Below are 20,214 nucleotides of genomic sequence, written 5' to 3'. Positions count from 1 at the left end.
TCGGGGGCCTTTCGGCTCTGGCGCGGCCGCGGGCGTGCGCGCAAGGTGAGAAGTGGCGGGACAGCCTCGTACGGAACTCCCACGGAAGTGGTCACGATGGAAGCCAAGCAGTGGACCGTGCAGATCTACATCACGGAGGACGGCGACGACACCCACGCACGTGCCGTCCTCAGCACCCGCGACACGTCGACGGTCACCGGTCGGGGCGTGGCCCGGCGCAACCCCATCGACCGTCCGATTCCCGAGATCGGGGACGAACTCGCCGCCAGCAGGGCCCTGGAGGACCTGGCGATCCGGCTGCACGACGTGGCCTCCGACGACATCGTCGAGCTGGCCGGTCCCGCGCCCGCCTGACGGACGTCCTCGCGGCGTGCGACGACGGCCCGCCGGACGCCATTTGGGGCCGAAGGGCCCTCCGGCGGGCCCGTACGGCCCGTGGCGGGACGGGCCGTACGGGAAGACGCTGGACACAGCAGCGCGGCGGCATCCCGGAGCGGGACGATCGCCATCCCGGAGGGGGAACGATGACGGACAAGCCCCACCACCGCGGGCCTGGCCAGGAGCGGACTCGACGCCTTGTTCGTGCCCCTCGGCGGGCCCGGCCGGACGGTCGCCGGACCCACGGGCACGCTGCACGACGAACTCGCCGACCGAGCGAGGCGGCAGGAACGAGAGGAGCCGGAGCGATGACCTCCACCACCACCCGGGCCGCGGCCCTTCCGGCCGAGCACCGTGCGCGGCTCATGCGGTTCGCCCGCGAGACCTCCTTCGACATGGGCGCCCGTCTGTTCCAGGAGGGCCGGCACGCCGACCGGTTCTGGATCATCCGGACCGGCACCGTCGCCCTCGACCTGCACGTCCCGGGCCGGAGCCCCGCCGTCATCGAATCGCTGGGCCACGGCGAACTGGTCGGCTGGTCCTGGCACTTCCCGCCCTATGTGTGGCAGCTGGGCGCCGAGGCCACGAGCCCGGTGCGGGCCTACGAGTTCGACGCCGAGGCCGTGCGCAAGCTGTGCGGGGAGGATCCCGAGTTCGGTCGCGCCGTAGCCGCCTGGGTCGGCGGTGTGGTCGCCCACCGGCTGCAATCGGCCCGCATCCGGCTGCTCGACCTGTACGCCCCCTACGGCAGCGGGGGCAGGTGAATCCGCCCGCACCCGCATCAGACGTCCCCGAGGAGGAGACCGTGCACGGCAGCCCGCACATCGTGAGCGACGTCATGACGCACACCGTCGTGGCCGTGGGCTGTGACGCCCCGTTCAAGGAGATGATCAACCTCATGGCGCAGTGGAAGGTCAGTGCCCTTCCGGTGCTGGCGGGCGAGGGACGCGTGATCGGTGTCGTGTCCGAGGCCGACCTGCTGCCCAAGGAGGAGTTCCGCGACAGCGACCCGGACCGGTTCACCCAGCTGCGCCGACTGTCCGACCTGGCCAAGGCGGGCGCGGTGACGGCCGAGGAGCTGATGACGTCCCCGGCGGTCACCGTGCACTCCGACGCCACGCTCGCCGAGGCCGCGCGCATCATGGCCCAGCGCCGGGTCAAGCGGCTGCCGGTCGTCAACGGCGAGGGAATGCTGGAGGGCATGGTCAGCCGGGGCGATCTGCTGAAGGTGTTCCTGCGGTCGGACGACGACCTCGCCGAGGAGGTCCGCCGGGAGATCGTCTCCTACCTCTTCCCCGCGCCGCTCGAACCGATCCACATCGGCGTCCGCGACGGCGTGGTCACGCTCACCGGCCGGGTCCGGGACACCTCGCTGGTGCCCGTGGCCGCCCGTCTGGTGCGGGCCGTCGAGGGCGTCGTCGACGTCGAGTGCGACCTGACGAGCGGCTCGGCGCTGACCGAACCGCGCTGAGCGCATCGCGCCGGTGCCGTCGCCTCCTCGGCGGTGGCCGGTGATGCCCGCGGGTCGTGCACACGGCCCCACGGCCCGCTGGGTCATGTCAGTCGGTCGGGTCGGTCGTCTCCGGCGTGTCAAGCCTGGTCAGTCGTGGGGTACGAGCACGACCGGGCGGGTGACGTGGTGGACGAGGGCGTGCGCGACCGGACCCGCGTGCGCGATCACGGGGTACTTCCTGCGGCGGCCCACCACCAGCAGGCCCGACCCGCTCACGGCGCGCGGCAGAACGTGGGCCGGGCGCCCCTCGTGCAGGGTCTCGGCCACGTACACGGCGGGGAACTTCTGCCGCCAGGGCTCCAGCAGCGCGGCGAGTTCCCGTTCCGCCTCCTGCCGGAACGATCCCCGGGTCCGCGCGTCCGGCAGCCCGTGAGTCAGCGGCACGTGCCAGGCGTGCACCACGCGCAGGGGCGCCCTGCGCAGTTCGGCGGCGCGGAAGGCGAAGTCCAGCAGGTCGTCACAGGGGCCGTCGGTGTCGACGGCGACCGCCACGTCACGGTGCGCGGTCCGCGTCGAGGGACGTCCGGAGACGTCCGGCAGATGCTCGCTCTCCGCGGTCTCGCCCGCTCGTACGAGGACGACGGGCCGCTCGGCGTGCACGGCGGTCGCCATGGCCACCGAGCCCAGGACGAAGCCCCCGACCGCGCCGAGCCCCTGGCTGCCGATGACCAGCAGTTCGGCGTCCTCCGCCTCGTCGAGCAGCGCGGGACCCGGCTGCCGGCGCACCTGCTCGCCGGACAGGTCCAGCCGCGGGTACGACTCGGTGAGCTGGGCGACCGTGTCCCGCAGCATGCGCCGCGCGCGGGACTGCGGCACCCGTACCTCGGGCAGGCCCGCTCCCCCCGCGGTGTCGGGCAGGCCTTCCCAGGCGTGCACCAGCCGGAGCGGCAGCCCTCGCCTGAGGGCTTCCCTGGCCGCCCAGTGGGCCGCGGCGAGGCTCTCGCGTGAGCCGTCCAGGCCGGCCACGACAGGTCTCAGCATGACGGTCACCTTCCCTGTCCCCCGCGCTTGCCTCTCCCCCGTTCTCCGCCGCGGGTGCGCGGTCGGCGTCACACCGGCCGCGCACCGCGGGTGCGGCGGATCGCCCCTGCTCAGGCGTGCCGCACCGGGATGGTCCTGGTGCCCGTCTTCTCCTCCGGGACCGGGACCGTGATGGTCAGGACGCCGTCCTCGTACTCCTCGTACCCGGCGCTCTCCTCCAGTCTCGCGCGTTCGAGACGCGGCGGCCGTGGGCCGACCGGCCCGGTGCGTGGCGGACGGTGGGCCCGAGGTCCCGCCCCGGCGGGGACGAAGGGCCGGTGTGACCGCGTCGGGCGGCCCCAGGACGACGGCCCGCGAGGCTGTCACGCTGGGGTGGAGGAAGCCGTGCGGGCGACCGTCCGCTGGCGCGTCGGGGGTGGTCGGAGGACCCGGGGGGCGGTCGAAGGACCGAAGGGAGCAGCGATGAGGGCGAACAAATCCGTCCGGCGTCCGCTGTGGCGGTGGCGGTGGCGGAGCAACCCGATGCGCCGGCGCGAGGACGTGATCGAGGGCTGGGTCCTGCTGGCCACGTGGGCCGTCGTCGCGGTGGGCGCTCCCCTGGCCGGCGTGGTCGTCGGACAGGCGACGGCGGACGGCCTCGCCCGGCAGCAGGTGGAGCGGCACCCGGCCACCGCCGTCCTGGTCCGCTCGGCTCGGCCCGGCGGCGACAGCGCGACGACGCCGGACGACCGGGTCGTGGGGATCGTCCGCTGGACGGCTCCGGACGGTACCCGGCACGAGGACCGGACCCTTGTCGCGCCCACCCTCGCGGCGGGCGACCGGATCGCGGTGTGGACCGATCAGCACCACCGGGTCACACCCCCGCCCTCGACCCCGTCCGAGGCCGCGTCGCAGGCTGCCGCCACGGGCGCGTTGGTGTCGCTCGCCCTCGCGGGTGCCGCCGGCGGCGGATGCTGCGCGGTCCGCGCCGCGCTCGACCGGCGCCGCGCCCGCGCCTGGGAAGCGGAATGGCGGCGGGTCGGACCGCAGTGGGGCCGCGCGGCACGCTGAGGATCACGGCCGTCGTGCCCCTGGTCCGGCCGGGCCGTTCCGGGGCAGCGGGTAGCGCAGCAGAACGCCCACACCCTCGTGCAGCCGCAACTCCCGCTCGGGCACCAGGACCAGTTCCGCCCTGGTGCCGACCAGCGCCCGGGTCAGCGCCGCGTCGGCGCGCTCCGCACGCACGTCCTGTACGCCGTAGGAACGCAACTCCTCTTCCGTCAAGGCGAGTTGGCCGGGTTCCGGGCCGACCCACAGGCGCAGCGGCGACTCGGGGTGGTTGTTGAGGAACAGGGCCTTGACCCGGCCCCGTTGCAGGGCCGACACGGTGGCGGAAATCCCCTCGGCCGTCGCTCCGCCGTGCGCCCGCTGGGCCAGGAAGACGTCCAGCAGGCCCCGGTCGTGCGCGGCCATGCGTCCGCTGAAGAGACTGTCGAGCCGCTGTTCCAGCAAGGCCCGCCCCGGCACCGACTCGCCCGTGCCCTCCACCGTGGTGACATGTCCGCGCAGGGACGGGGGAAGCCGGTTGACGAGGATTCCGCGGGCCCAGACGTCGCCCGCGACGACCACCGCCTCGCAGTCGGTGCGCCGTGCGTGGCCCTCCAGCTCACGGCCGATCATCTGGGCCGCCCGCGGCCAGTCGCCCACCGGGATCTCCTCGTGCAGGCGGTGCCCGGGCGCGACCTTGGTCAGGGGCCAGGTGCCGGCCTCGGCGTCGACTCGCACGGTGCCGGTCGCGTCCGTGGAGTGACGTCCGCCGTAGCGGACGTGCACCGCCAGGTACGGGATCCCGGGCGCGTGCTGGACGATCAGCGGCATGGTGTCCGGCAGCGTTCCGAAGTGCGCCGTGTCCCGCGTGGGCGGCAGCGGCAGCTCGTCCAGGAGGGCCGCGTGGCCGTGCGCGGTGAACACCGCCTGCCCGTGCGGGCCGGGCACTTCCGTGTCGCTGCCCACCAGGTCGGCCACCGCGGTGATGGTGCTCCGGTCCGCCCCCTCGGACAGCAGGGTGTCCCGCAGATGCCGCCACCGCAGTGCTATGGCCGTGTCGGGGTCCGCGACGGCGCTGTCGCGGGAGGTGTCCATATACACCGACGCGAACGGACCGGACTGCTTGTACAGAGGTTCGAGGAAGGAAAGTCTCATGGTCGCTCCCGGCTGCCCCGTCGCCCCGCGCCCACCCGTGCGGGCGACGCGAGGTCTACAGTCCCTGGGCGAGCAGGAGCTCGTGGGCGAGGCGCGCTCCCTGGGCCGCCTCCCCGGGCGGGTTGTCCTGTGACGGGATGTTCTCCAGGCCGCGGGCGAGCGCCCGTACGGCCTCCGCCAGCGTCGCCGTCTGTGCTTCCAGCCGACTCAGCCGGGCCTCCAGCTCGGGCGTGGCACCGGCTGCTGCGGCTGTGTGATTCTGCGTCATGTCCCGGGTCCTCACGGGTGCGGCAGGCCGGGGTCGGGGTCGGGCCTGTGCCGCGGAGCGGCAGGACGGGCCTCTTCGCCGACGGCCCGACGTTCGAAGTCGCTCACGGCAACCTCCTGGCAAGCTCCCGGCCGGCTCGCCAGTCACCCACCTGGTCAGTCTCGCACCGATCCGACCGGCCTGCCGCCCCACACCGGGGCCGGACTGCCCGGGCTGCACCACCCGGCCGGCCACACGACAATGGTCTCGGCGCACGATCCGCCCCGACGCGCAGGGGAAGGCGGTGACCTGTGATGACGTACGTCGCTGTGAGTGCGCTGAGTCATCCGGGACTGATCCGCGAGCACAACGAGGACAGCCTGGTCGCCGGGCCGTGGACCCTGTGCGCCACGATGACCGAGAATCCGCAGACGCTGGTGTTCCCCCTCGGGACGCCCCTCGTCGTCGCGGTCGCCGACGGGATCGGCGGCCAGCCCGGAGGCCACGTGGCCAGTGCCCTGGTGGTCCGGCAGCTCGCGCAGGCCGGGCCCGGCCTGACCGACGAGGACGACGTCCGCGAGGTGCTGCACGCCTGCAACCGCCGCGTGTACGCGGCCGCGGAGGGCGAGGGACCGGCCACGATGGGCACCACCGTCGCGGGCGCAGTCGTCCTGCCCGGATCGCTGCTGGCGTTCAACGTGGGCGACAGCCGGATCTTCGCCGTGCCCCGGGACGGGCTGCTCCAGGTCAGTGTGGACGACAACCCGCCGACCCCACCGGGGCAGCGCACGACGTCGCTCCTGACCCAGGCCCTGGGCGGCGGCCTGAGGTACCACGCCGTCACCCCCCATGTGACGGCCTGTCCCCTCGCCCCGGGTGACCGGTACCTGATCTGCACCGACGGCCTGACCGACCCGGTGCCGAACGACGTCCTGGACGACCTGCTGCGGGAGTTCGACGACGGCCGGGCGGCCTTCGAACTGTGGAAGGCCGCCATCGAGGCCGGCGGGCCCGACAACATCACGATCGCCGTGGTGCGGGTCGTTGAGCAGTGACCTCCCGCCGGCCCCACGGTCCGGGCTCAGGAGGAGAAGCCGTACCGCCCTCGCAGGCGTACGAAGCACGCGGGCGTGAGGGTCCGCCGCGGCTCCAGTCCCCGCGCGGTGCGCAGGAAGGACACGACCTGCTCCCGGCCGCCGGACCCGATGGGCTGCACGAGGCGGCCGCCCGGTCGCAGTTGCGCGACCAGCGGCGCGGGTACCTCCGGGAAGGCCGCGGACACGACGACCGCGTCGTAGGGAGCGCGGTCCGGCGCCCCGCCGCTTCCGTCCCCGACGCGCAGCTCGATGTTCCGCAGGCCCTGACCGGCGAGGTTGCGCCGTGCCCGCTCCGCGATGTCCGGCCGCATCTCGACGGTCACGACGTCGGCGGCCAGTGCGGCGAGCAGCGCGGTCTGGAAGCCGAGTCCGGTACCGATCTCCAGCACGTGCTCGTCCCCGCTCAGGCCGAGGCCGTCGATCATCATGGCGGAGAGTGAGGGCTGGGTGGTCACCTGTCCGTGGCCGATCGGAAGGGGCACGTCGCGGTAGGCGTCCGCGCGGTGGACGGCGGGCACGAACGCCGCCCGGGGCGTCGCGCGGACGGCCTGGAGCAGCCGCTCGTCACCGACGCCGGCCGCGCGAACGGCCCGTACGAGAGCCTCGGCCGGCTGGGCGGCTTCGGACATGGCACTTCTTTCCCTGCGGGCCGGAGGGTGAGCATGCCGTCGGGCTCGCCCCCCGCAGTCATCGTCGCACCTGGCCCGCCGGACGGGTCGGTTCCTAGACTGGGAGACGTGGTTCGGGCCAACGAGGAGGTCGAGGCGCTCCTCCAGGAGTACGCGGACCTCATCGCCATCACCGGAGGCGACGCGTTCAAGGCGCGCGCCTACGAGAAGGCCGCCCGCGCGATCGGCGGCCACCCCGCCGACGTCTCCCGCCTCGATGTCGCGGGTCTGAAGGAGATCCCGGGCGTGGGCAGGTCGATCGCCGAGAAGGTCGTCGAGTACCTCCGCACCGGCAATGTCACGGTGGTGGAGGAGACGCGGGCCAGGATTCCGGCAGGGGTACGGCAGTTGATCACCATCCCCACCCTCGGGCCCAAGAAGGCGATGACCCTGTACGAGGACCTGCACATCTCCTCGGTGGCCGAGCTGGCCGACGCGATCAAGGCGGAGAAGCTGCGCGATCTGAAGGGCTTCGGGAAGAGGACCGAGGAGAACATCCTGCACGGCATCGCCCTGATGCGGCAGGCCGGTGAGCGGATCCTGCTGGGCACCGCCATGGAGTCCGCCGAGGACATCGTCGCCGAACTCTCCCGGATCACCGGGTGTGCGCAGTGCGCGTACGCGGGGTCGCTGCGCCGCATGAGGGAGTCCATCGGTGACATCGACGTCCTCGTCGCCGCCGACCGGTCGGCACCCTTCATGGACGCGCTCACCGAACTGCCCTCCACCGCCGAGGTCGTCGCGCACGGCGCGAAGAAGACCTCGATCCGTACCGTCACGGGCGTCCAGGTCGACCTGCGCGTGGTACGACCGGACTCCTGGGGTGCCGGGATGCAGTACTTCACCGGCTCCAAGGCGCACAACATCCGCACCCGGACCATCGCCGTCCACCTGGGGTTGAAGCTCTCCGAGTACGGCCTGTTCGACGCCGAGAGCGGAGAGCGGGTCGCCTCCCGCTCGGAGGACGAGGTGTACGCGCGGCTCGGCCTGCCGTGGATCCCGCCCACGCTGCGCGAGGACCGGGGCGAGATCGAGGCCGGCCTGCGCGGCGAGCTGCCCGAGGTGGTCACGGAGGACGACGTGAGGGGTGACCTGCACACCCACACCGACCTCACCGACGGTCTCGCCCCGCTGGAGGAGATGGTGGCCGCGGCCGCCGACCGGGGCTACGCGTACTACGCGGTCACCGACCACGCGCCCGGCCTCGCCATGCAGCGCATGACCGAGGAGAAGGTCCTCGCCCAGCGCGAGCGCGTGCGGTCACTGGACGGCCGGCACCACGGGATGCGGCTGCTGCACGGCACCGAGCTCAACATCGGCCCGGACGGGGACGTGGACTGGCCCGGCGAGTTCCTCGCGGGCTTCGACATCTGCGTGGCCTCCGTGCACTCGCACCTCGGGCTCGACCGCAAGGCGATGACCCGGCGGCTCGTGCGCGCCTGCGAGAACCCCTACGTCCATGTCATCGGCCACCCCACCGCCCGTCTGATCGGCAGGCGGCCGGGCATCGACGCCGACCTCGACGAGGTGTTCGCCGCCTGCGCCCGCACCGGCACGGCCCTGGAGATCAACGCCCAGCCGGACCGCCTCGACCTGGGCGACGAGGACATCCTGCGGGCCAGGAGCCACGGCGCGAAGTTCGCCGTCGACTCCGACGCCCACTCCCTCCTCCACCTCGCCTGCCTGCGCTACGGAATCGGCACGGCCCAACGCGGATGGCTGACCCCGGACGATGTGATCAACACCTGGCCGCTGCGGCGGCTGCGCCGCTTCCTGCGCAAGGACCGGGCCGCCTGAGGTTCACCCGTGGCGGCGCTCCAGTCGGCCCTGATTCCCCCCGGGGCCCAAAGGCCGCGGCCGTGACCGAACCGCCGGTGCGGTGCTTCGGTCACGGCCGCGGGACGGCTGGTACGGGTGTCACGGCTTGCGCGCGAGGCCCCCGTGCTCGGCGACGGGCGCCGCCGCGGGGGCCTCGGGGTCCGGACGCCAGTGCGGAACCGAGACGACCCCGGGCTCCACGAACTCCAGTCCGTCGAAGAACGCCGTGATCTGGTCGACGGTGCGCAGGTTGTACGGGATGGCGCCGCTCTTGTTGTAGCCCTCCTGGGCCGCTTCGAAGTCCGGGTCGGTGCCCAGGGAACCGTCGTTGATGGAGAGGTAGCTGCCGGACGGCAGTGCGTCCATCAGCCGGGCGACGATGGAGCGCGCCTGGTCGTAATCGGCCACGTGGCCAAGGATGTTGCTGAGGATGAGGGCGATGGGACGGCTGAAGTCCAGTGTGTCGGCGGCGGCCGCGAGGATGCGGTCCGGGTCCAGCACGTTGGCGTCGACGTAGGCGGTCGCCCCCTCCGGAGTGGAGTAGAGCAGGGCGCGCGCGTGGGCCAGGACCATCGGGTCGTTGTCGACGTAGACGATCCGGGCCTCGGGGGCGATGCGCTGGGCGACCTCGTGCGTGTTGTCGGCCGTCGGCAGGCCGGTGCCGATGTCGAGGAACTGCCGGATGCCCGCCTCGGCGACCAGGTAGGTGATGTTGCGGCGCAGGAAGCCGCGGCTGCTGCGGGCGATGGTGACGATGCCGGGGAAGACGGCGGTGTAGGCGTCACCGGCCTCCTCGTCGACGGCGTAGTTGTCCTTGCCACCCAGCCAGTAGTTCCAGATCCGAGCCGAGTGCGGCACCGTCGTGTCGATCTTCTGGTGCGCCTCTGGGTCGGGGCTCGTCGCGGGGTGGGTCATGGGTACCGTCCGTTCTCCGTCGCGCGGGTTGTCCAACGACAAACTACGTTCCGAAAGCCCTGCTGTGCACGCCAGTTCACGTTTCCGCCGGTGGTTTTCCCGAAAGAGCGCGACCTCGGCACGAGGCGGGCACCCGCGACCGCGCCCGGGGCGCCCCGGCCGTCCCTACGCCATCCCCCGGCGGCGCAGAAGCAGCCACAGTTCCGCGGTGACGTCCGGGTCGGTGAGATCCACCCCGAGCAGCGCCTGGCAGCGCGAGACGCGGTGCCGGAGCGTGTTGCGGTGGACGCCGAGCGCGCGGGAGGCCGCCTCCCACTGGCCGTGATGGCGCAGGTAGCCGACGAGGGCCTGGCTCAGGACGTCGGTCAGCCGGTCGCAGGCGGCGGCCAGACGCGCGGCCGGATCGCCGCAGTACGGTCCCGCCGACAGGTGGGCGAGCAGCCGGGTTCCCGGGGCGAGGTCCGCCAGCGTCGCGGCGGCGACCGCTCGGACGGCCGGTGCCCGCCCGGCCGGGACCACCTCCGTCAGGACGGCCGCGGCGTCGGCGTCCGCCCGCCGTACCGCGTCCTCCAGGGACGCGGTCGGGGGATGGTCCGCGGGGACCAGGAACCAGGCCGCTCGGTCGTCCGTCCGGACGGCGACCGCCTCCGGGCACCAGCGGCGGACCACTCCGGTGAGGACGTCGCTCGCCCGGCCCCTCATCGCCAGGACGCGCACGTGGTCCGGCGGGCTCGGTGCCCGTACCGCGCCCGCGAGCCTCCGCGCGGCGTCCAGGTGCCCGAAGTCGACCAGCAGTCCGACGCAGCGCTGTCCTTCGTCGGCCACGGATTCGGCGCGCGAACCGCGCACCGCGTCCAGGCTCAGCAGCGCCGACGCCGTCAGCACGGCTCTGCGCCTCGTGGGGTCCAGCGGCGTCGAGGTGCCGACCGCGAGGAACCCCGCGGCCCGCTCGTGCCCGGCCAGCGGGAACACGATCACCGCTCCCGACCCGGTCGCGAACGAGGCGGCGGAGTGCGCTCCGGCGCCCTCCAGCCGGACGATCTCCCCGCGTACCCGCTCGGCCTGCTCGGCGGCTCCGGCGGGGAACACCTGGTCCACCTCGCCCGCCGGTGTGTAGGCCGCCGCCCAGGCGTCGAGCGACCGGCCGAGCGTGCGCAGGACCGTGGCGACCGGGTCGGTGGACGCGGCCGCGTCGACGAGCGCCCGTTGCGTCGCCAGGACGTCCTTGAGGTGCTGCTCGGCCGTACGGGAGACGGCGGCCCAGTAGGCCTTCGTGATGCGCAGGAACGGCGTGGGCGGCGGGACGGTGAGCAGGCACAGTCCCAGCTTCCGGCAGGCGGCCAGGAGCGGCGCCGGAACCTCCGCGTGCACCGGGCCGAGGCCGAGGGCCAGCGCGGTCAGCTCGGCTTCGACCAGGCGGCCGACGTACCGTTCGCAGCCGAGCTTGTTCCGGGGCAGGGACAGGCCCGTCGTCAGCAGCAGCTCTCCGCCGTTCAGATAGCCGGTCGGGTCGAGCAGTTCGCTGATGTGCACGGCCGACACCTCCCGCGTCGAGGCGGCGAACCCCTCGGCCGGCGCGAGATCCGTACCGAGGACCCGGCACAGGGAGGCCACCGTCGGAACCGTCACGGGTGCCCCTGCGCGAGAACCGTCATGAGTGCTCCTGTGCGATCTGTCCAATGCGGGCCCTGCGAGGTGCATTTTATCCAATGAGAGATCCGCGCCTTCTCCGTACGGTCGTCCCGTCCCGAGCGAACGGAGAATGGTCATGCCCGTCGATCCGCCCGCGGCGCCGCTCGACGGCCTGGTCGTCGCCGACTTCAGCCGCGTCCTGGCCGGCCCGCTGGCCTCGGTGATGCTGGCGGACCTGGGGGCCACCGTCATCAAGGTGGAGCGCCCGGGCTCCGGCGACGACACCCGTGCCTGGGGTCCGCCGTGGACGGACAACTCCAGCAGCTACTTCGAGTGCGCCAACCGCTCGAAGCGGTCCGTGACCCTGGACCTGTCCGACCCGGAGGACCTCCGGCTGGCCCGGACACTGGCCGGGCGGGCCGACGTGCTGGTGGAGAACTTCAAGGACGGCGCACTCGCCGCACGAGGACTCGACTACGAATCCGTCCGCCGCACGAACCCGGGCGTCGTGTACTGCTCGGTGACCGGCTTCGGTCGCCACGGCGGCGCGGCGCTGGCGGGCTACGACTTCCTCGTCCAGGCGCTGGGCGGTCTGATGAGCATCACCGGCGACCCCGACGGCGACCCGCAGAAGGTCGGCGTGGCCCTGGTCGACGTACTGACCGCCAAGGACGCGGCCATCGGCATCCTGGCGGCGCTGCGGGCCCGCGAGCGGAGCGGGCAGGGCCAGCGGGTGGAGGTCAACCTCCTGTCCAGCCTGCTGGGTTCGCTGGCGAACCAGGCCTCGGCGTATCTGGCCACCGGCCTCGCCCCGGGACGGATGGGCAACGCGCACCCGTCCATCGCCCCGTACGAGACGCTGCGCTGCGCGGACGGCCTGCTGGCCATGGCGTGCGGGAACGACGGGCAGTTCCGCCGGCTGGCCGAGGTGCTGCACGCGCCGGGCCTGGCCGACGACGAACGCTTCGCGACCAACCCGGCCCGTGTGCGCAACCGCCACGAGCTCGTCCTGGCGCTCGAGGAACACCTGACGCGCGACACCGTCGAGAGCTGGATCGAGCGGTGCACCGCGGTCGGCGTTCCGGCCGGAAGGGTCGGCACCATCGCCGACGGCATCACCCTGGCCGAGTCGCTCGGCCTCGAACCGACCGTCCGGGTCGGCCCCTCGTCGCCGCCTCAGATCCGGCACCCCGTCACGTACTCGGCCACCCCGGTCACCGGCTACCGGCCGCCGCCCCGTCTCGGCGAGCACAGCGACGACGTACGCCGCTGGCTCACCGACCCGACCCACTGATCCGCCACAGGAGAAGACCGCATGAACGCACCGGCCAAACTGCCCCCGCTCGACCCCCGCGACCCCGCCGGCCTGCACGACCTGCTCACCCCGGAGGAGAAGGCGGTGGCCGCCTCGGTACGCCAGCTCTGCGGCCAGCGCGTCGACCCCTTCGTGGCGGACTGGTTCGAGCAGGGCACCATTCCCGACATCCGCGGCCTGGCCAAGGAGCTCGGCGCGCTGGGCGTGCTCGGCATGCACCTGGAAGGCTACGGCTGCGCGGGCATGTCGGCCACCGAGTACGGCGTGGCCTGCCTCGAACTGGAGGCCTCCGACTCCGGTATCCGCTCGCTGGTCTCCGTGCAGGGCTCGCTGGCGATGTTCGCCATCTGGAAGTGGGGCACCGAGGAGCAGAAGCGTCAGTGGCTGCCGTCCATGGCCGCCGGTGAGGCGATCGGCTGCTTCGGCCTCACGGAGCCCGACGTCGGCTCCGACCCCGGCAGCATGCGCACCCGGGCGCGGCGGGACGGTGACGACTGGATCCTCGACGGCCGCAAGATGTGGATCACCAACGGCAGCGTGGCCGACGTGGCCGTGGTCTGGGCCGGGACCGACGAGGGGGTGCGCGGCTTCGTGGTGCCCACCGACACCCCGGGGTTCTCGGCCCCGGAGATCAAGCACAAGCTGTCCCTGCGCGCCTCGGTCACCAGCGAGCTGGTCCTGGACGGGGTGCGCCTTCCCGCGGACGCCGTGCTCCCCGAGGTCCGGGGGCTGAAGGGCCCGCTCAGCTGCCTCAACGAGGCCCGCTACGGCATCGTCTGGGGAGCGATGGGCGCGGCCCGGTCGTCACTGCACGCCGCCCAGTCCTACGCGGTGGAGCGGACCCAGTTCGGCAAGCCGATCGGGGCGTTCCAGCTGACCCAGCAGAAGCTGGCCGACATGTACCTCGAGTACACCAAGGGCGTGCTCCTGGCGCTGCACCTGGGCCGGCGCAAGGACGCCGGCACGCTGCGGCCCGAGCAGGTGAGCCTGGGCAAGCTCAACAACGTCCGCGAGGCACTGGACATCTGCCGCACCGCCCGCACGGTCCTCGGGGCGAATGGCATCTCCCTGGAATATCCCGTCATCCGGCACATGAACAACCTGGAGTCCGTGCTGACCTACGAGGGCACCGTCGAGATGCACACGCTCGTCGTCGGGCAGGCGGTCACGGGACACGCGGCGTTCCGGTGAGCGCGGGCGGAGGAAGTCCTTCCACTGCTCCCTCCATGACCAAAATTTGTCTGCTTTGCCCGTATAAGACGGGTCATAAGGATAGAAAGGGACTTATCGCGGTGCGGTGAAAGTTGCCACAGCGGCATCGGGCGGCCTATAAGAGGAGCATGACCGGAGTGATTCCGGAATTCGGGCAACTGCCCGCTACGGAGGATTCCCATGCTTCTGACTCCGTCCGATACGGAGAAATTGCTGCTGAGCGTCGCCGGAATGGTCGCCCGTGACCGGCGGGAGCGCGGCGTGCTCCTCAATTACCCCGAGGCCGTCGCGCTCCTTTCCTGCTGGGCGATGGAGCGGGCCCGCGAGGGCGCCCCCGTCAGCGATCTGATGACCGAGGGGCGCACCGTCCTCACCCGCGCCGACGTGCTCGAAGGCGTCCCCGAGATGCTGCACGACGTCCAGGTCGAGGCGACCTTCCCGGACGGGCGCAAGCTCGTCACGATCACCTCGCCGATCCCGTGATCCCCGGCGAGATCCGGACCGGTTCCGGCGTACTGCACATCAATGAGAACCGCGCACGGCTTCAGATGACCGTGGTGAATGACGGTGACCGCCCCATTCAGCTCGGATCGCATCTGCATTTCCCCGACGCGAATCCATCCCTCTCTTTTGACCGGTCTCTTGCCGAGGGTTTCCGGCTCGATATTCCCTCCGGCACGTCCCTGCGTTTCGAGCCCGGAGTCGGCGTCGAGGTCACCCTCGTCGAACTGGGCGGCCGCCGGGAGGTGCCCGGCATCGTCGTGCCCGGCACCCGGACCGCACGAACGGACGACATGTGACATGGCAGAACTGACCCGCGCCGCCTACGCGTCGCTCTACGGGCCCACCACCGGCGACCGCGTCCGCCTCGCCGACACCGACCTGTGGATCGAGGTCGAGGAGGACCGCTGCTTCGGCGGCGACGAGTCCGTGTTCGGCGGTGGCAAGTCCCTGCGCGAATCCATGGGCCAGGCCACCGCCTCACGCGCCGACGGCGCCCTCGACCTCGTCATCACCAACGCCGTCGTCCTCGACCACTGGGGCGTCGTCAAGGCGGACGTCGGTGTCCGGGCGGGCAGGATCGTGGCGCTCGGGCGCTCCGGCAACCCCGACATCAGCGACGGCGTCCACCCCGACCTGGTGATCGGACCCGGCACCGACGTGGTGTCCGGCGAGGGCCGCATCCTCACCGCCGGAGCCGTCGACACCCACGTCCACTTCCTGATGCCCGAGGCCCTGCACGAGGCCCTGGCCACCGGCACCACCACCGTCATCGGCGGCGGCACCGGCGCCACCGAGGGTTCCAAGGCCACCACGGTCACCCCCGGCCCGTGGAACCTCGCGATGATGCACCGCTCGCTGGACCGGGTGCCGCTCAACGTCATGCTGTTCGGCAAGGGTTCGACCGTCGGCGAGGACGGCCTGCGCGAAGCGGCGCTCGGCGGCGCCGGCGGCTACAAGGTCCACGAGGACTGGGGCGCGACCCCCGCCGCCATCGACGCCGCGCTGAAGGCCGCCGACGCCTACGGCCTCCAGGTCGCCCTGCACGCCGACAGCCTCAACGAGGCCGGCTACGTCGAAGGCACCCTCGACGCCATCGCCGGACGCGGTATCCACGTCTTCCACGCGGAGGGCGCGGGCGGCGGCCACGCACCCGACATCATCACCGTGGCCTCCCACCTCAACATCCTTCCGGCGTCGACCAATCCGACGCTCCCGCACACCGTCAACACCGTCGCCGAGCACCTCGACATGCTGATGGTGTGCCACCACCTGAACCCGCGGGTGCCGGAGGACCTGGCCTTCGCGGAGTCCCGCATCCGCGCGACCACCATCGCCGCCGAGGACGTCCTGCACGACATCGGCGCCCTGTCCATCACCTCCTCCGACGCCCAGGCCATGGGACGCATCGGTGAGGTCGTCTGCCGTACCTGGCAGGTCGCCGACACCATGAAACGGCGCTTCGGCGACCGGGGCGGCGAACTGCCCGCCGACAACGAACGCGCCCGCCGCTACGTCGCCAAGTACACGATCTGCCCCGCCGTCGCCCACGGCATCGACCACGTCGTCGGCTCCGTCGAGCCGGGCAAGCTCGCCGACCTGGTGCTGTGGGACCCGGCCTTCTTCGGCATCCGCCCGGCCGCAGTGATCAAGGGCGGCATGGTGGTGTACGCGCCGCTCGGCGACGCGGGCGCCGCGATCCCCACCACCCAGCCCGTCCTGCTGCGGCCCACCGCCGCGGCCGGCGCCGCCCCGCACCTGTCGGTCAGCTTCGTCGCCCCGGCGGCCCTGGAGGACGGTCTGGCCGAACGCCTCGGCCTCGTACGGGAGTTGGTCGCCGTACGGCCCACCCGCCACCTCACCAAGGCGGACCTGCCGAACAACACGGCGCTGCCGGACATCGACGTCGACCCGGAGACGTTCGCCATCCGGATCGACGGCGAGCTGGTCGAACCCTCCCCCGCCACCGAACTGCCGCTCGCCCAGCGGTACGCGATGTTCTGATGCCGGGCCTGGCTCCCCTGCTGCTGGGCGACGGTCGGCTCCCGGTCGGCGCGTACACCTACAGCGCCGGACTGGAACCGGCCGTCGCGGCGGGCCTCACCCGCGACGACGTGCCCGCGCTGCTGCGCGCCCGGCTGCGCACCGCGGCCGTCACCGAGGCGGCCGCGGCCGTCCTCGCCCTGCGGGCCGCCCGGGCGGACCCGGTGGACTACGAACCCGTACAGCGGGCCCTCGCCGCCCGCACCCCGGCGGCGCCACTGCGGGAGGCGTCGGCGACGCTCGGCCGCGGGGTGCACCGCCTCGCGCGGCGGCTGGCCCCGGACCACCCGGCCGTCACCGCGCTGTCGTCGATCCGCCCCCGCCCGCTGCGGCCGGTCACGCTCGGCGCGCTCGGAGCCGTCATGGACGTCTCCGAGGAGGAGTTGGCGCACGGCGTGGTCTACGACGAGCTCCAGACGATCACCTCGGCGGCCCTGAAACTGCTGCCCGGCGACCCCCTCGACACGGTCGCCTGGATCCTCGCCGCCGAGCCGGAGGCCACGGCCGCGGCGCACGAGGCCCTCGCGGTACGGAACCCGGCCGGACTGCCCGCCCGTACCCCCCTGCTCACCGAACAGTGGGCACTCGAACACGCACGACGAGAACGGAGACTCTTCCTTGCCTGACCAGCAGCCCGACCAGCACCACCACCGGCCGTCCGGCACCCCGCGCGCCCTGCGACTCGGGGTCGCGGGCCCCGTCGGCACCGGCAAGAGCTCGATCCTGGCCACCCTGTGCCGTGAGCTGGCCGGCGAACTCGCCATGGCCGTCGTCACCAACGACATCTACACCGACGAGGACGCCCGTTTCCTGCGCTCGGCCGGGGTGCTGCCGACGGAGCGCATCCGCGCGGTGGAGACGGGCGCGTGCCCGCACACCGCGATCCGCGACGACGTCAGCGCCAACCTCGACGCGGTCGAGGACCTGGAGGAGGCGTTCGGGCCGCTGGACCTGGTGCTCGTGGAAAGCGGCGGCGACAACCTCACCGCCACCTTCAGCCCGGCCCTGGCGGACGCCCAGCTGTTCTGCATCGACGTCGCGGGCGGCGGCGACGTGGCGCGCAAGGGCGGCCCCGGCATCACCGGCGCCGACCTGCTGATCGTCAACAAGACCGATCTGGCGCCGCACGTGGAGGTCGACGTGGACGCCATGGTCGCCGACGCCCGGAATGCCCGGGACGGTCTGCCGGTCCTCGCGCTGTCCAGGAAGGACCCGGCCTCGATCGCCGAACTCGCCGACTGGGTACGCTCGTTGCTCGCACGCCACCGGGCCGGCACCCATGTCCCCACCGACCCGGGACCGATGGCACCGCACAGCCACAGCCACGACTCGTGACCGGGGGCACGGTGGCCCGCGGCGAGCCGGCCGACCCCACGGTCGTCGCCGTGGAGCGGGAGGGCACCGGCCGCCCGCTCGTCCGCGAACTGCGCCCCGGCGCCTTCCTCGCCCCCCGCCCCCTGCTGCCGGCCCCCGACGGGGTGCGGATCGCCCTGGTCGGCACCAGGGCCGGTCTGCTCGCGGGCGACGACCTGCTGGTGCACATCTCGGTCGGCCCCGGGGCCCGCCTGGAACTGATCGAGCCGTCCGGCCTGGTCGCCTACGACCACCGCGGCGGCACCTCGCGGTGGCGGGCCCGGGTCGACATCGCCGAGGACGGCGAACTGGTCTGGGGCGGCAAGCCGTTCGTGGTCGGCGACGGCGCCCGGGTGGAACGCTCGATGGACGTCGCGCTGGCGGCCGGGGCCCGGATGCTGTGGCGGGACACCCTGGTCCTGGGGCGTTCCGGCGAGCGCGGCGGCAGCGTACGGGCGACCACACACGTCACCCGCGACGGGCACGACCTGCTGGTCGAGGACCTGGACCTGACGGAGCCGGACCTGCGCGAGCTCCCGGGCGTCCTCGGCCCCCACCGCGTCATCGGCTCGGTCACCTGCCTCGGCTCCCGTCCCCGCGGACCGCACCACCCGTACCGCATGGACCTGGCGGGGCCAGGGGCGCAGGTGCGGCTGCTGGACACGGTGGCACCGGCGATCGAGGCGGAGCTGGCGGCCGTCTGGGCGAGCTGGCGGAGCCGCTGACACCGGCGCCCCGGCCGTACGGCCCGCAGGGCCGGCCCCACCGGCGGCCGGTCCGGCAACCATCCGCACGGTTCCGCGTGACGGCGGAGGCCGGCGCCTCGGTGACCTGCTGACCGGCACACGGGGGCCGGGGTACCGTCCAGCGAGACGACCACACCGCACCGCCGAGGCCCGGTCCGCCCGGGCGAGGGGAGCACCGCATGAGCGAGTCCACCCACCAGGCAGCCGCCGAGCCCGCCGAAGGCGGCCGGACCGATCCGCTCGTCCAGCTGTCCCTGGAACAGTTGCGGCAGCGGTCCAGCATGAAGTGGCGCGCGCACCCGGAGGACGTCCTGCCGCTGTGGGTGGCGGAGATGGACGTCCCCCTGGCACCCGCGGTCGCCGACGCCCTGCACCGGGCCGTCGCGCTGGGAGACACCGGATACCCCCACGGAACCGGCTACGCCGAGGCCCTCGCCGCCTTCGCCGCCACGCGATGGGGGTGGGACGGCCTGCGCGTGGAGAACACGGCGCTGGTGCCCGACGTGATGCTGGGCATCGTCGAGATCCTCCGCCTCGTCACCGGCCCCGGCGACGCGGTCGTCGTCTGCTCACCCGTCTACCCCCCGTTCTACGCGTTCGTCACGCACGACGGCCGGGAGGTCGTCGAGGCCCGTCTCGGCCCCGACCTGCGCATCGACCTCGCCGGCCTCGAGGACGCCTTCATACGCGCACGGCGCAACGGCCGCCGCGCGGCGTTCCTGATGAGCAACCCGCACAACCCGACCGGTGTCGTCCACACCCGCGCGGAACTCGAGGCGATCGCCGCGCTCGCCCGCAGACACGGTGTGCGGGTGGTCTCCGACGAGATCCACGCCCCGCTGGTGCTGCCCGGCGCCGTCTTCACGCCCTTCCTCAGCGTTCCCGGCTCGGAGAACGGCTTCGCGCTGACCTCCGCGTCCAAGGCATGGAACCTGGCCGGTCTCAAGGCCGCCGTGGCCATCGCCGGCACCGAGGCCGCGGACGACCTGCGCCGGATGCCCGAGGAGGTCGGCCACGGCCCCAGCCATCTGGGCATCCTCGCCCACACGGCGGCGTTCCGCGACGCGGCCGACTGGCTCGACGAGTTGCTGCTCGGGCTCGACGCCAACCGGAGCCTGCTGGGCGAACTGGTGAAGGAACACCTCCCGGACGTGGGGTACGTCCCGCCCCAGGGCACCTACCTCGCCTGGCTGGACTGCACCGGGCTGGGACTGCACGAGGACCGTCCCGCCGACGGACCCGGCATCGTGAGCGACCTCGCCGGACCGGCGAAGCTGTTCCTGGACGAAGCTCGCGTCGCCCTCAGCTCCGGACACGTCTTCGGCAGCGGCGGCGCGGGATGCGTACGCCTCAACTTCGCGACCTCACCGGCGATCCTGCGTCAAGCGCTGACGCGCATGGGCCGCGCGGTCGCCGGCCTCGAACGGGCGCCCCGCCCCTGACGCCGCCAGTAGCCCCCGGAGTCGACCCCCAGCCGCTCCGCCAGGCGGTTGGCGGTCGACGGGCCGTACTTCCGCGGCATCCCGACCACCAGCACACGCACCGGATGCGCCGGGGCGCGCAGCCCCTCGGCATCAGAACCACCCCGGTCATGGCCGGAGGTGATCTGCGGGC

Annotated in this window: 21 protein-coding genes; 15 read left to right on the top strand and 6 right to left on the bottom strand. The window is 73.0% G+C overall.

All coding sequences use genetic code 11. The features are described from left to right. The first annotated feature begins 96 nt into the window (after positions 1–96). From ACFY3J_RS05455 to ACFY3J_RS05445, 3 genes are all read left to right on the top strand, one after another. Positions 97–354 carry a DUF1876 domain-containing protein gene (locus ACFY3J_RS05455; protein ID WP_384181012.1) on the top strand — a complete coding sequence of 86 codons (258 nt, stop codon included), beginning with the start codon at positions 97–99 and terminating at the stop codon, positions 352–354. A gap of 332 nt (positions 355–686) precedes the next feature. Next, entirely contained in the window at positions 687–1,142 is a 456-nt protein-coding gene (locus ACFY3J_RS05450) for a cyclic nucleotide-binding domain-containing protein (RefSeq protein ID WP_384181008.1), read from the top strand. A gap of 41 nt (positions 1,143–1,183) precedes the next feature. Then, a complete protein-coding gene (locus ACFY3J_RS05445; RefSeq protein WP_384181006.1) occupies positions 1,184–1,849 on the top strand; it encodes a CBS domain-containing protein in 666 nt (221 codons plus the stop codon). A 129-nt stretch (positions 1,850–1,978) separates the two neighbouring features. Here ACFY3J_RS05445 and ACFY3J_RS05440 read toward each other — a convergent pair whose 3' ends face one another. Then, a complete protein-coding gene (locus ACFY3J_RS05440; RefSeq protein WP_384181004.1) occupies positions 1,979–2,872 on the bottom strand; it encodes a universal stress protein in 894 nt (297 codons plus the stop codon). 462 nt (positions 2,873–3,334) lie between these two features. Between ACFY3J_RS05440 and ACFY3J_RS05435 the strand changes: the two genes are divergently transcribed. Continuing rightward, positions 3,335–3,922, top strand: coding sequence for a hypothetical protein (locus ACFY3J_RS05435; protein WP_384181002.1), 588 nt, complete (start codon positions 3,335–3,337; stop codon positions 3,920–3,922). A gap of 3 nt (positions 3,923–3,925) precedes the next feature. Here ACFY3J_RS05435 and ACFY3J_RS05430 read toward each other — a convergent pair whose 3' ends face one another. Then, complete coding sequence (locus tag ACFY3J_RS05430; RefSeq protein WP_384181000.1) at positions 3,926–5,053, bottom strand: hypothetical protein; 1,128 nt, start codon at positions 5,051–5,053, stop codon at positions 3,926–3,928. A gap of 55 nt (positions 5,054–5,108) precedes the next feature. Further along, a complete protein-coding gene (locus ACFY3J_RS05425) occupies positions 5,109–5,321 on the bottom strand; it encodes a hypothetical protein (protein WP_384180998.1) in 213 nt (70 codons plus the stop codon). 293 nt (positions 5,322–5,614) lie between these two features. On the opposite strand from ACFY3J_RS05425, the gene ACFY3J_RS05420 reads away from it, so the two are divergent. Further along, positions 5,615–6,355 carry a PP2C family protein-serine/threonine phosphatase gene (locus tag ACFY3J_RS05420; RefSeq protein WP_384180996.1) on the top strand — a complete coding sequence of 247 codons (741 nt, stop codon included), beginning with the start codon at positions 5,615–5,617 and terminating at the stop codon, positions 6,353–6,355. 26 nt (positions 6,356–6,381) lie between these two features. On the opposite strand, the gene ACFY3J_RS05415 is transcribed toward ACFY3J_RS05420, so the two are convergent. Continuing rightward, the gene (locus tag ACFY3J_RS05415; RefSeq protein WP_384180994.1) at positions 6,382–7,026 is read right to left on the bottom strand and encodes a protein-L-isoaspartate(D-aspartate) O-methyltransferase; all 645 of its coding nucleotides are present in this window, start codon (positions 7,024–7,026) and stop codon (positions 6,382–6,384) included. Between the two features lie 108 nt (positions 7,027–7,134). Between ACFY3J_RS05415 and polX the strand changes: the two genes are divergently transcribed. Continuing rightward, on the top strand, positions 7,135–8,862 hold the full coding sequence (gene polX, locus ACFY3J_RS05410; protein WP_390840337.1) for a DNA polymerase/3'-5' exonuclease PolX: 1,728 nt from the start codon (positions 7,135–7,137) through the stop codon (positions 8,860–8,862). 120 nt (positions 8,863–8,982) lie between these two features. Here polX and ACFY3J_RS05405 read toward each other — a convergent pair whose 3' ends face one another. Next, a complete protein-coding gene (locus tag ACFY3J_RS05405) occupies positions 8,983–9,798 on the bottom strand; it encodes an SAM-dependent methyltransferase (RefSeq protein ID WP_384180990.1) in 816 nt (271 codons plus the stop codon). A gap of 165 nt (positions 9,799–9,963) precedes the next feature. Beyond that, on the bottom strand, positions 9,964–11,427 hold the full coding sequence (locus ACFY3J_RS05400; RefSeq protein WP_384180988.1) for a PucR family transcriptional regulator: 1,464 nt from the start codon (positions 11,425–11,427) through the stop codon (positions 9,964–9,966). Positions 11,428–11,566: 139 nt separating this feature from the next. Here ACFY3J_RS05400 and ACFY3J_RS05395 point away from each other — a divergent pair, with 139 nt between their 5' ends. The 9 genes from ACFY3J_RS05395 (at position 11,567) to ACFY3J_RS05355 (ending at position 20,042) form a co-directional block, all read left to right on the top strand. After that, positions 11,567–12,724, top strand: a complete 1,158-nt coding sequence (locus ACFY3J_RS05395; protein ID WP_384180986.1) for a CaiB/BaiF CoA transferase family protein — start codon at positions 11,567–11,569, stop codon at positions 12,722–12,724. Between the two features lie 21 nt (positions 12,725–12,745). After that, a complete protein-coding gene (locus ACFY3J_RS05390; protein WP_384180984.1) occupies positions 12,746–13,936 on the top strand; it encodes an acyl-CoA dehydrogenase family protein in 1,191 nt (396 codons plus the stop codon). A 201-nt stretch (positions 13,937–14,137) separates the two neighbouring features. Beyond that, entirely contained in the window at positions 14,138–14,440 is a 303-nt protein-coding gene (locus ACFY3J_RS05385) for an urease subunit gamma (RefSeq protein ID WP_384180982.1), read from the top strand. Further along, complete coding sequence (gene ureB, locus ACFY3J_RS05380) at positions 14,437–14,757, top strand: urease subunit beta (protein ID WP_225076717.1); 321 nt, start codon at positions 14,437–14,439, stop codon at positions 14,755–14,757. Before ACFY3J_RS05385 ends, ureB begins: the two co-directional genes overlap by 4 nt. A 1-nt stretch (position 14,758) precedes the next feature. Next, positions 14,759–16,462: an urease subunit alpha gene (locus tag ACFY3J_RS05375; protein WP_390840336.1), complete on the top strand. Its 1,704-nt coding sequence runs from the start codon at positions 14,759–14,761 to the stop codon at positions 16,460–16,462. Then, entirely contained in the window at positions 16,462–17,127 is a 666-nt protein-coding gene (locus ACFY3J_RS05370; RefSeq protein WP_384180977.1) for an urease accessory protein UreF, read from the top strand. Before ACFY3J_RS05375 ends, ACFY3J_RS05370 begins: the two co-directional genes overlap by 1 nt. Further along, positions 17,120–17,836 carry an urease accessory protein UreG gene (gene ureG, locus ACFY3J_RS05365; protein WP_384180975.1) on the top strand — a complete coding sequence of 239 codons (717 nt, stop codon included), beginning with the start codon at positions 17,120–17,122 and terminating at the stop codon, positions 17,834–17,836. Before ACFY3J_RS05370 ends, ureG begins: the two co-directional genes overlap by 8 nt. After that, entirely contained in the window at positions 17,833–18,579 is a 747-nt protein-coding gene (locus ACFY3J_RS05360; protein WP_384180973.1) for an urease accessory protein UreD, read from the top strand. Before ureG ends, ACFY3J_RS05360 begins: the two co-directional genes overlap by 4 nt. 200 nt (positions 18,580–18,779) lie before the next feature. Continuing rightward, on the top strand, positions 18,780–20,042 hold the full coding sequence (locus tag ACFY3J_RS05355) for a MalY/PatB family protein (RefSeq protein ID WP_384180971.1): 1,263 nt from the start codon (positions 18,780–18,782) through the stop codon (positions 20,040–20,042). The last annotated feature ends 172 nt before the right edge of the window (positions 20,043–20,214 follow it).

This window comes from Streptomyces sp. NPDC001231 (genome assembly GCF_042896885.1).
Lineage (GTDB): Bacteria > Actinomycetota > Actinomycetes > Streptomycetales > Streptomycetaceae > Streptomyces.
Note: the sequence above shows the minus strand (reverse complement) of the source record. Positions and strands in the feature narration are given on the sequence as shown.

Bases quoted from the DNA above. Each gene is read 5' to 3' on its own strand.
- ACFY3J_RS05455 (WP_384181012.1), top strand. From the start codon at position 97: ATGGAAGCCAAGCAGTGGACCGTGCAGATCTACATCACGGAGGACGGC.
- ACFY3J_RS05450 (WP_384181008.1), top strand. From the start codon at position 687: ATGACCTCCACCACCACCCGGGCCGCGGCCCTTCCGGCCGAGCACCGT.
- ACFY3J_RS05440 (WP_384181004.1), bottom strand. From the start codon at position 2,872: ATGCTGAGACCTGTCGTGGCCGGCCTGGACGGCTCACGCGAGAGCCTC.
- ACFY3J_RS05435 (WP_384181002.1), top strand. From the start codon at position 3,335: ATGAGGGCGAACAAATCCGTCCGGCGTCCGCTGTGGCGGTGGCGGTGG.
- ACFY3J_RS05430 (WP_384181000.1), bottom strand. From the start codon at position 5,053: ATGAGACTTTCCTTCCTCGAACCTCTGTACAAGCAGTCCGGTCCGTTC.
- ACFY3J_RS05425 (WP_384180998.1), bottom strand. From the start codon at position 5,321: ATGACGCAGAATCACACAGCCGCAGCAGCCGGTGCCACGCCCGAGCTG.
- ACFY3J_RS05420 (WP_384180996.1), top strand. From the start codon at position 5,615: ATGACGTACGTCGCTGTGAGTGCGCTGAGTCATCCGGGACTGATCCGC.
- ACFY3J_RS05415 (WP_384180994.1), bottom strand. From the start codon at position 7,026: ATGTCCGAAGCCGCCCAGCCGGCCGAGGCTCTCGTACGGGCCGTTCGC.
- ACFY3J_RS05405 (WP_384180990.1), bottom strand. From the start codon at position 9,798: ATGACCCACCCCGCGACGAGCCCCGACCCAGAGGCGCACCAGAAGATC.
- ACFY3J_RS05395 (WP_384180986.1), top strand. From the start codon at position 11,567: ATGCCCGTCGATCCGCCCGCGGCGCCGCTCGACGGCCTGGTCGTCGCC.
- ACFY3J_RS05390 (WP_384180984.1), top strand. From the start codon at position 12,746: ATGAACGCACCGGCCAAACTGCCCCCGCTCGACCCCCGCGACCCCGCC.
- ACFY3J_RS05385 (WP_384180982.1), top strand. From the start codon at position 14,138: ATGCTTCTGACTCCGTCCGATACGGAGAAATTGCTGCTGAGCGTCGCC.
- ACFY3J_RS05375 (WP_390840336.1), top strand. From the start codon at position 14,759: ATGGCAGAACTGACCCGCGCCGCCTACGCGTCGCTCTACGGGCCCACC.
- ACFY3J_RS05370 (WP_384180977.1), top strand. From the start codon at position 16,462: ATGCCGGGCCTGGCTCCCCTGCTGCTGGGCGACGGTCGGCTCCCGGTC.
- ACFY3J_RS05355 (WP_384180971.1), top strand. From the start codon at position 18,780: ATGAGCGAGTCCACCCACCAGGCAGCCGCCGAGCCCGCCGAAGGCGGC.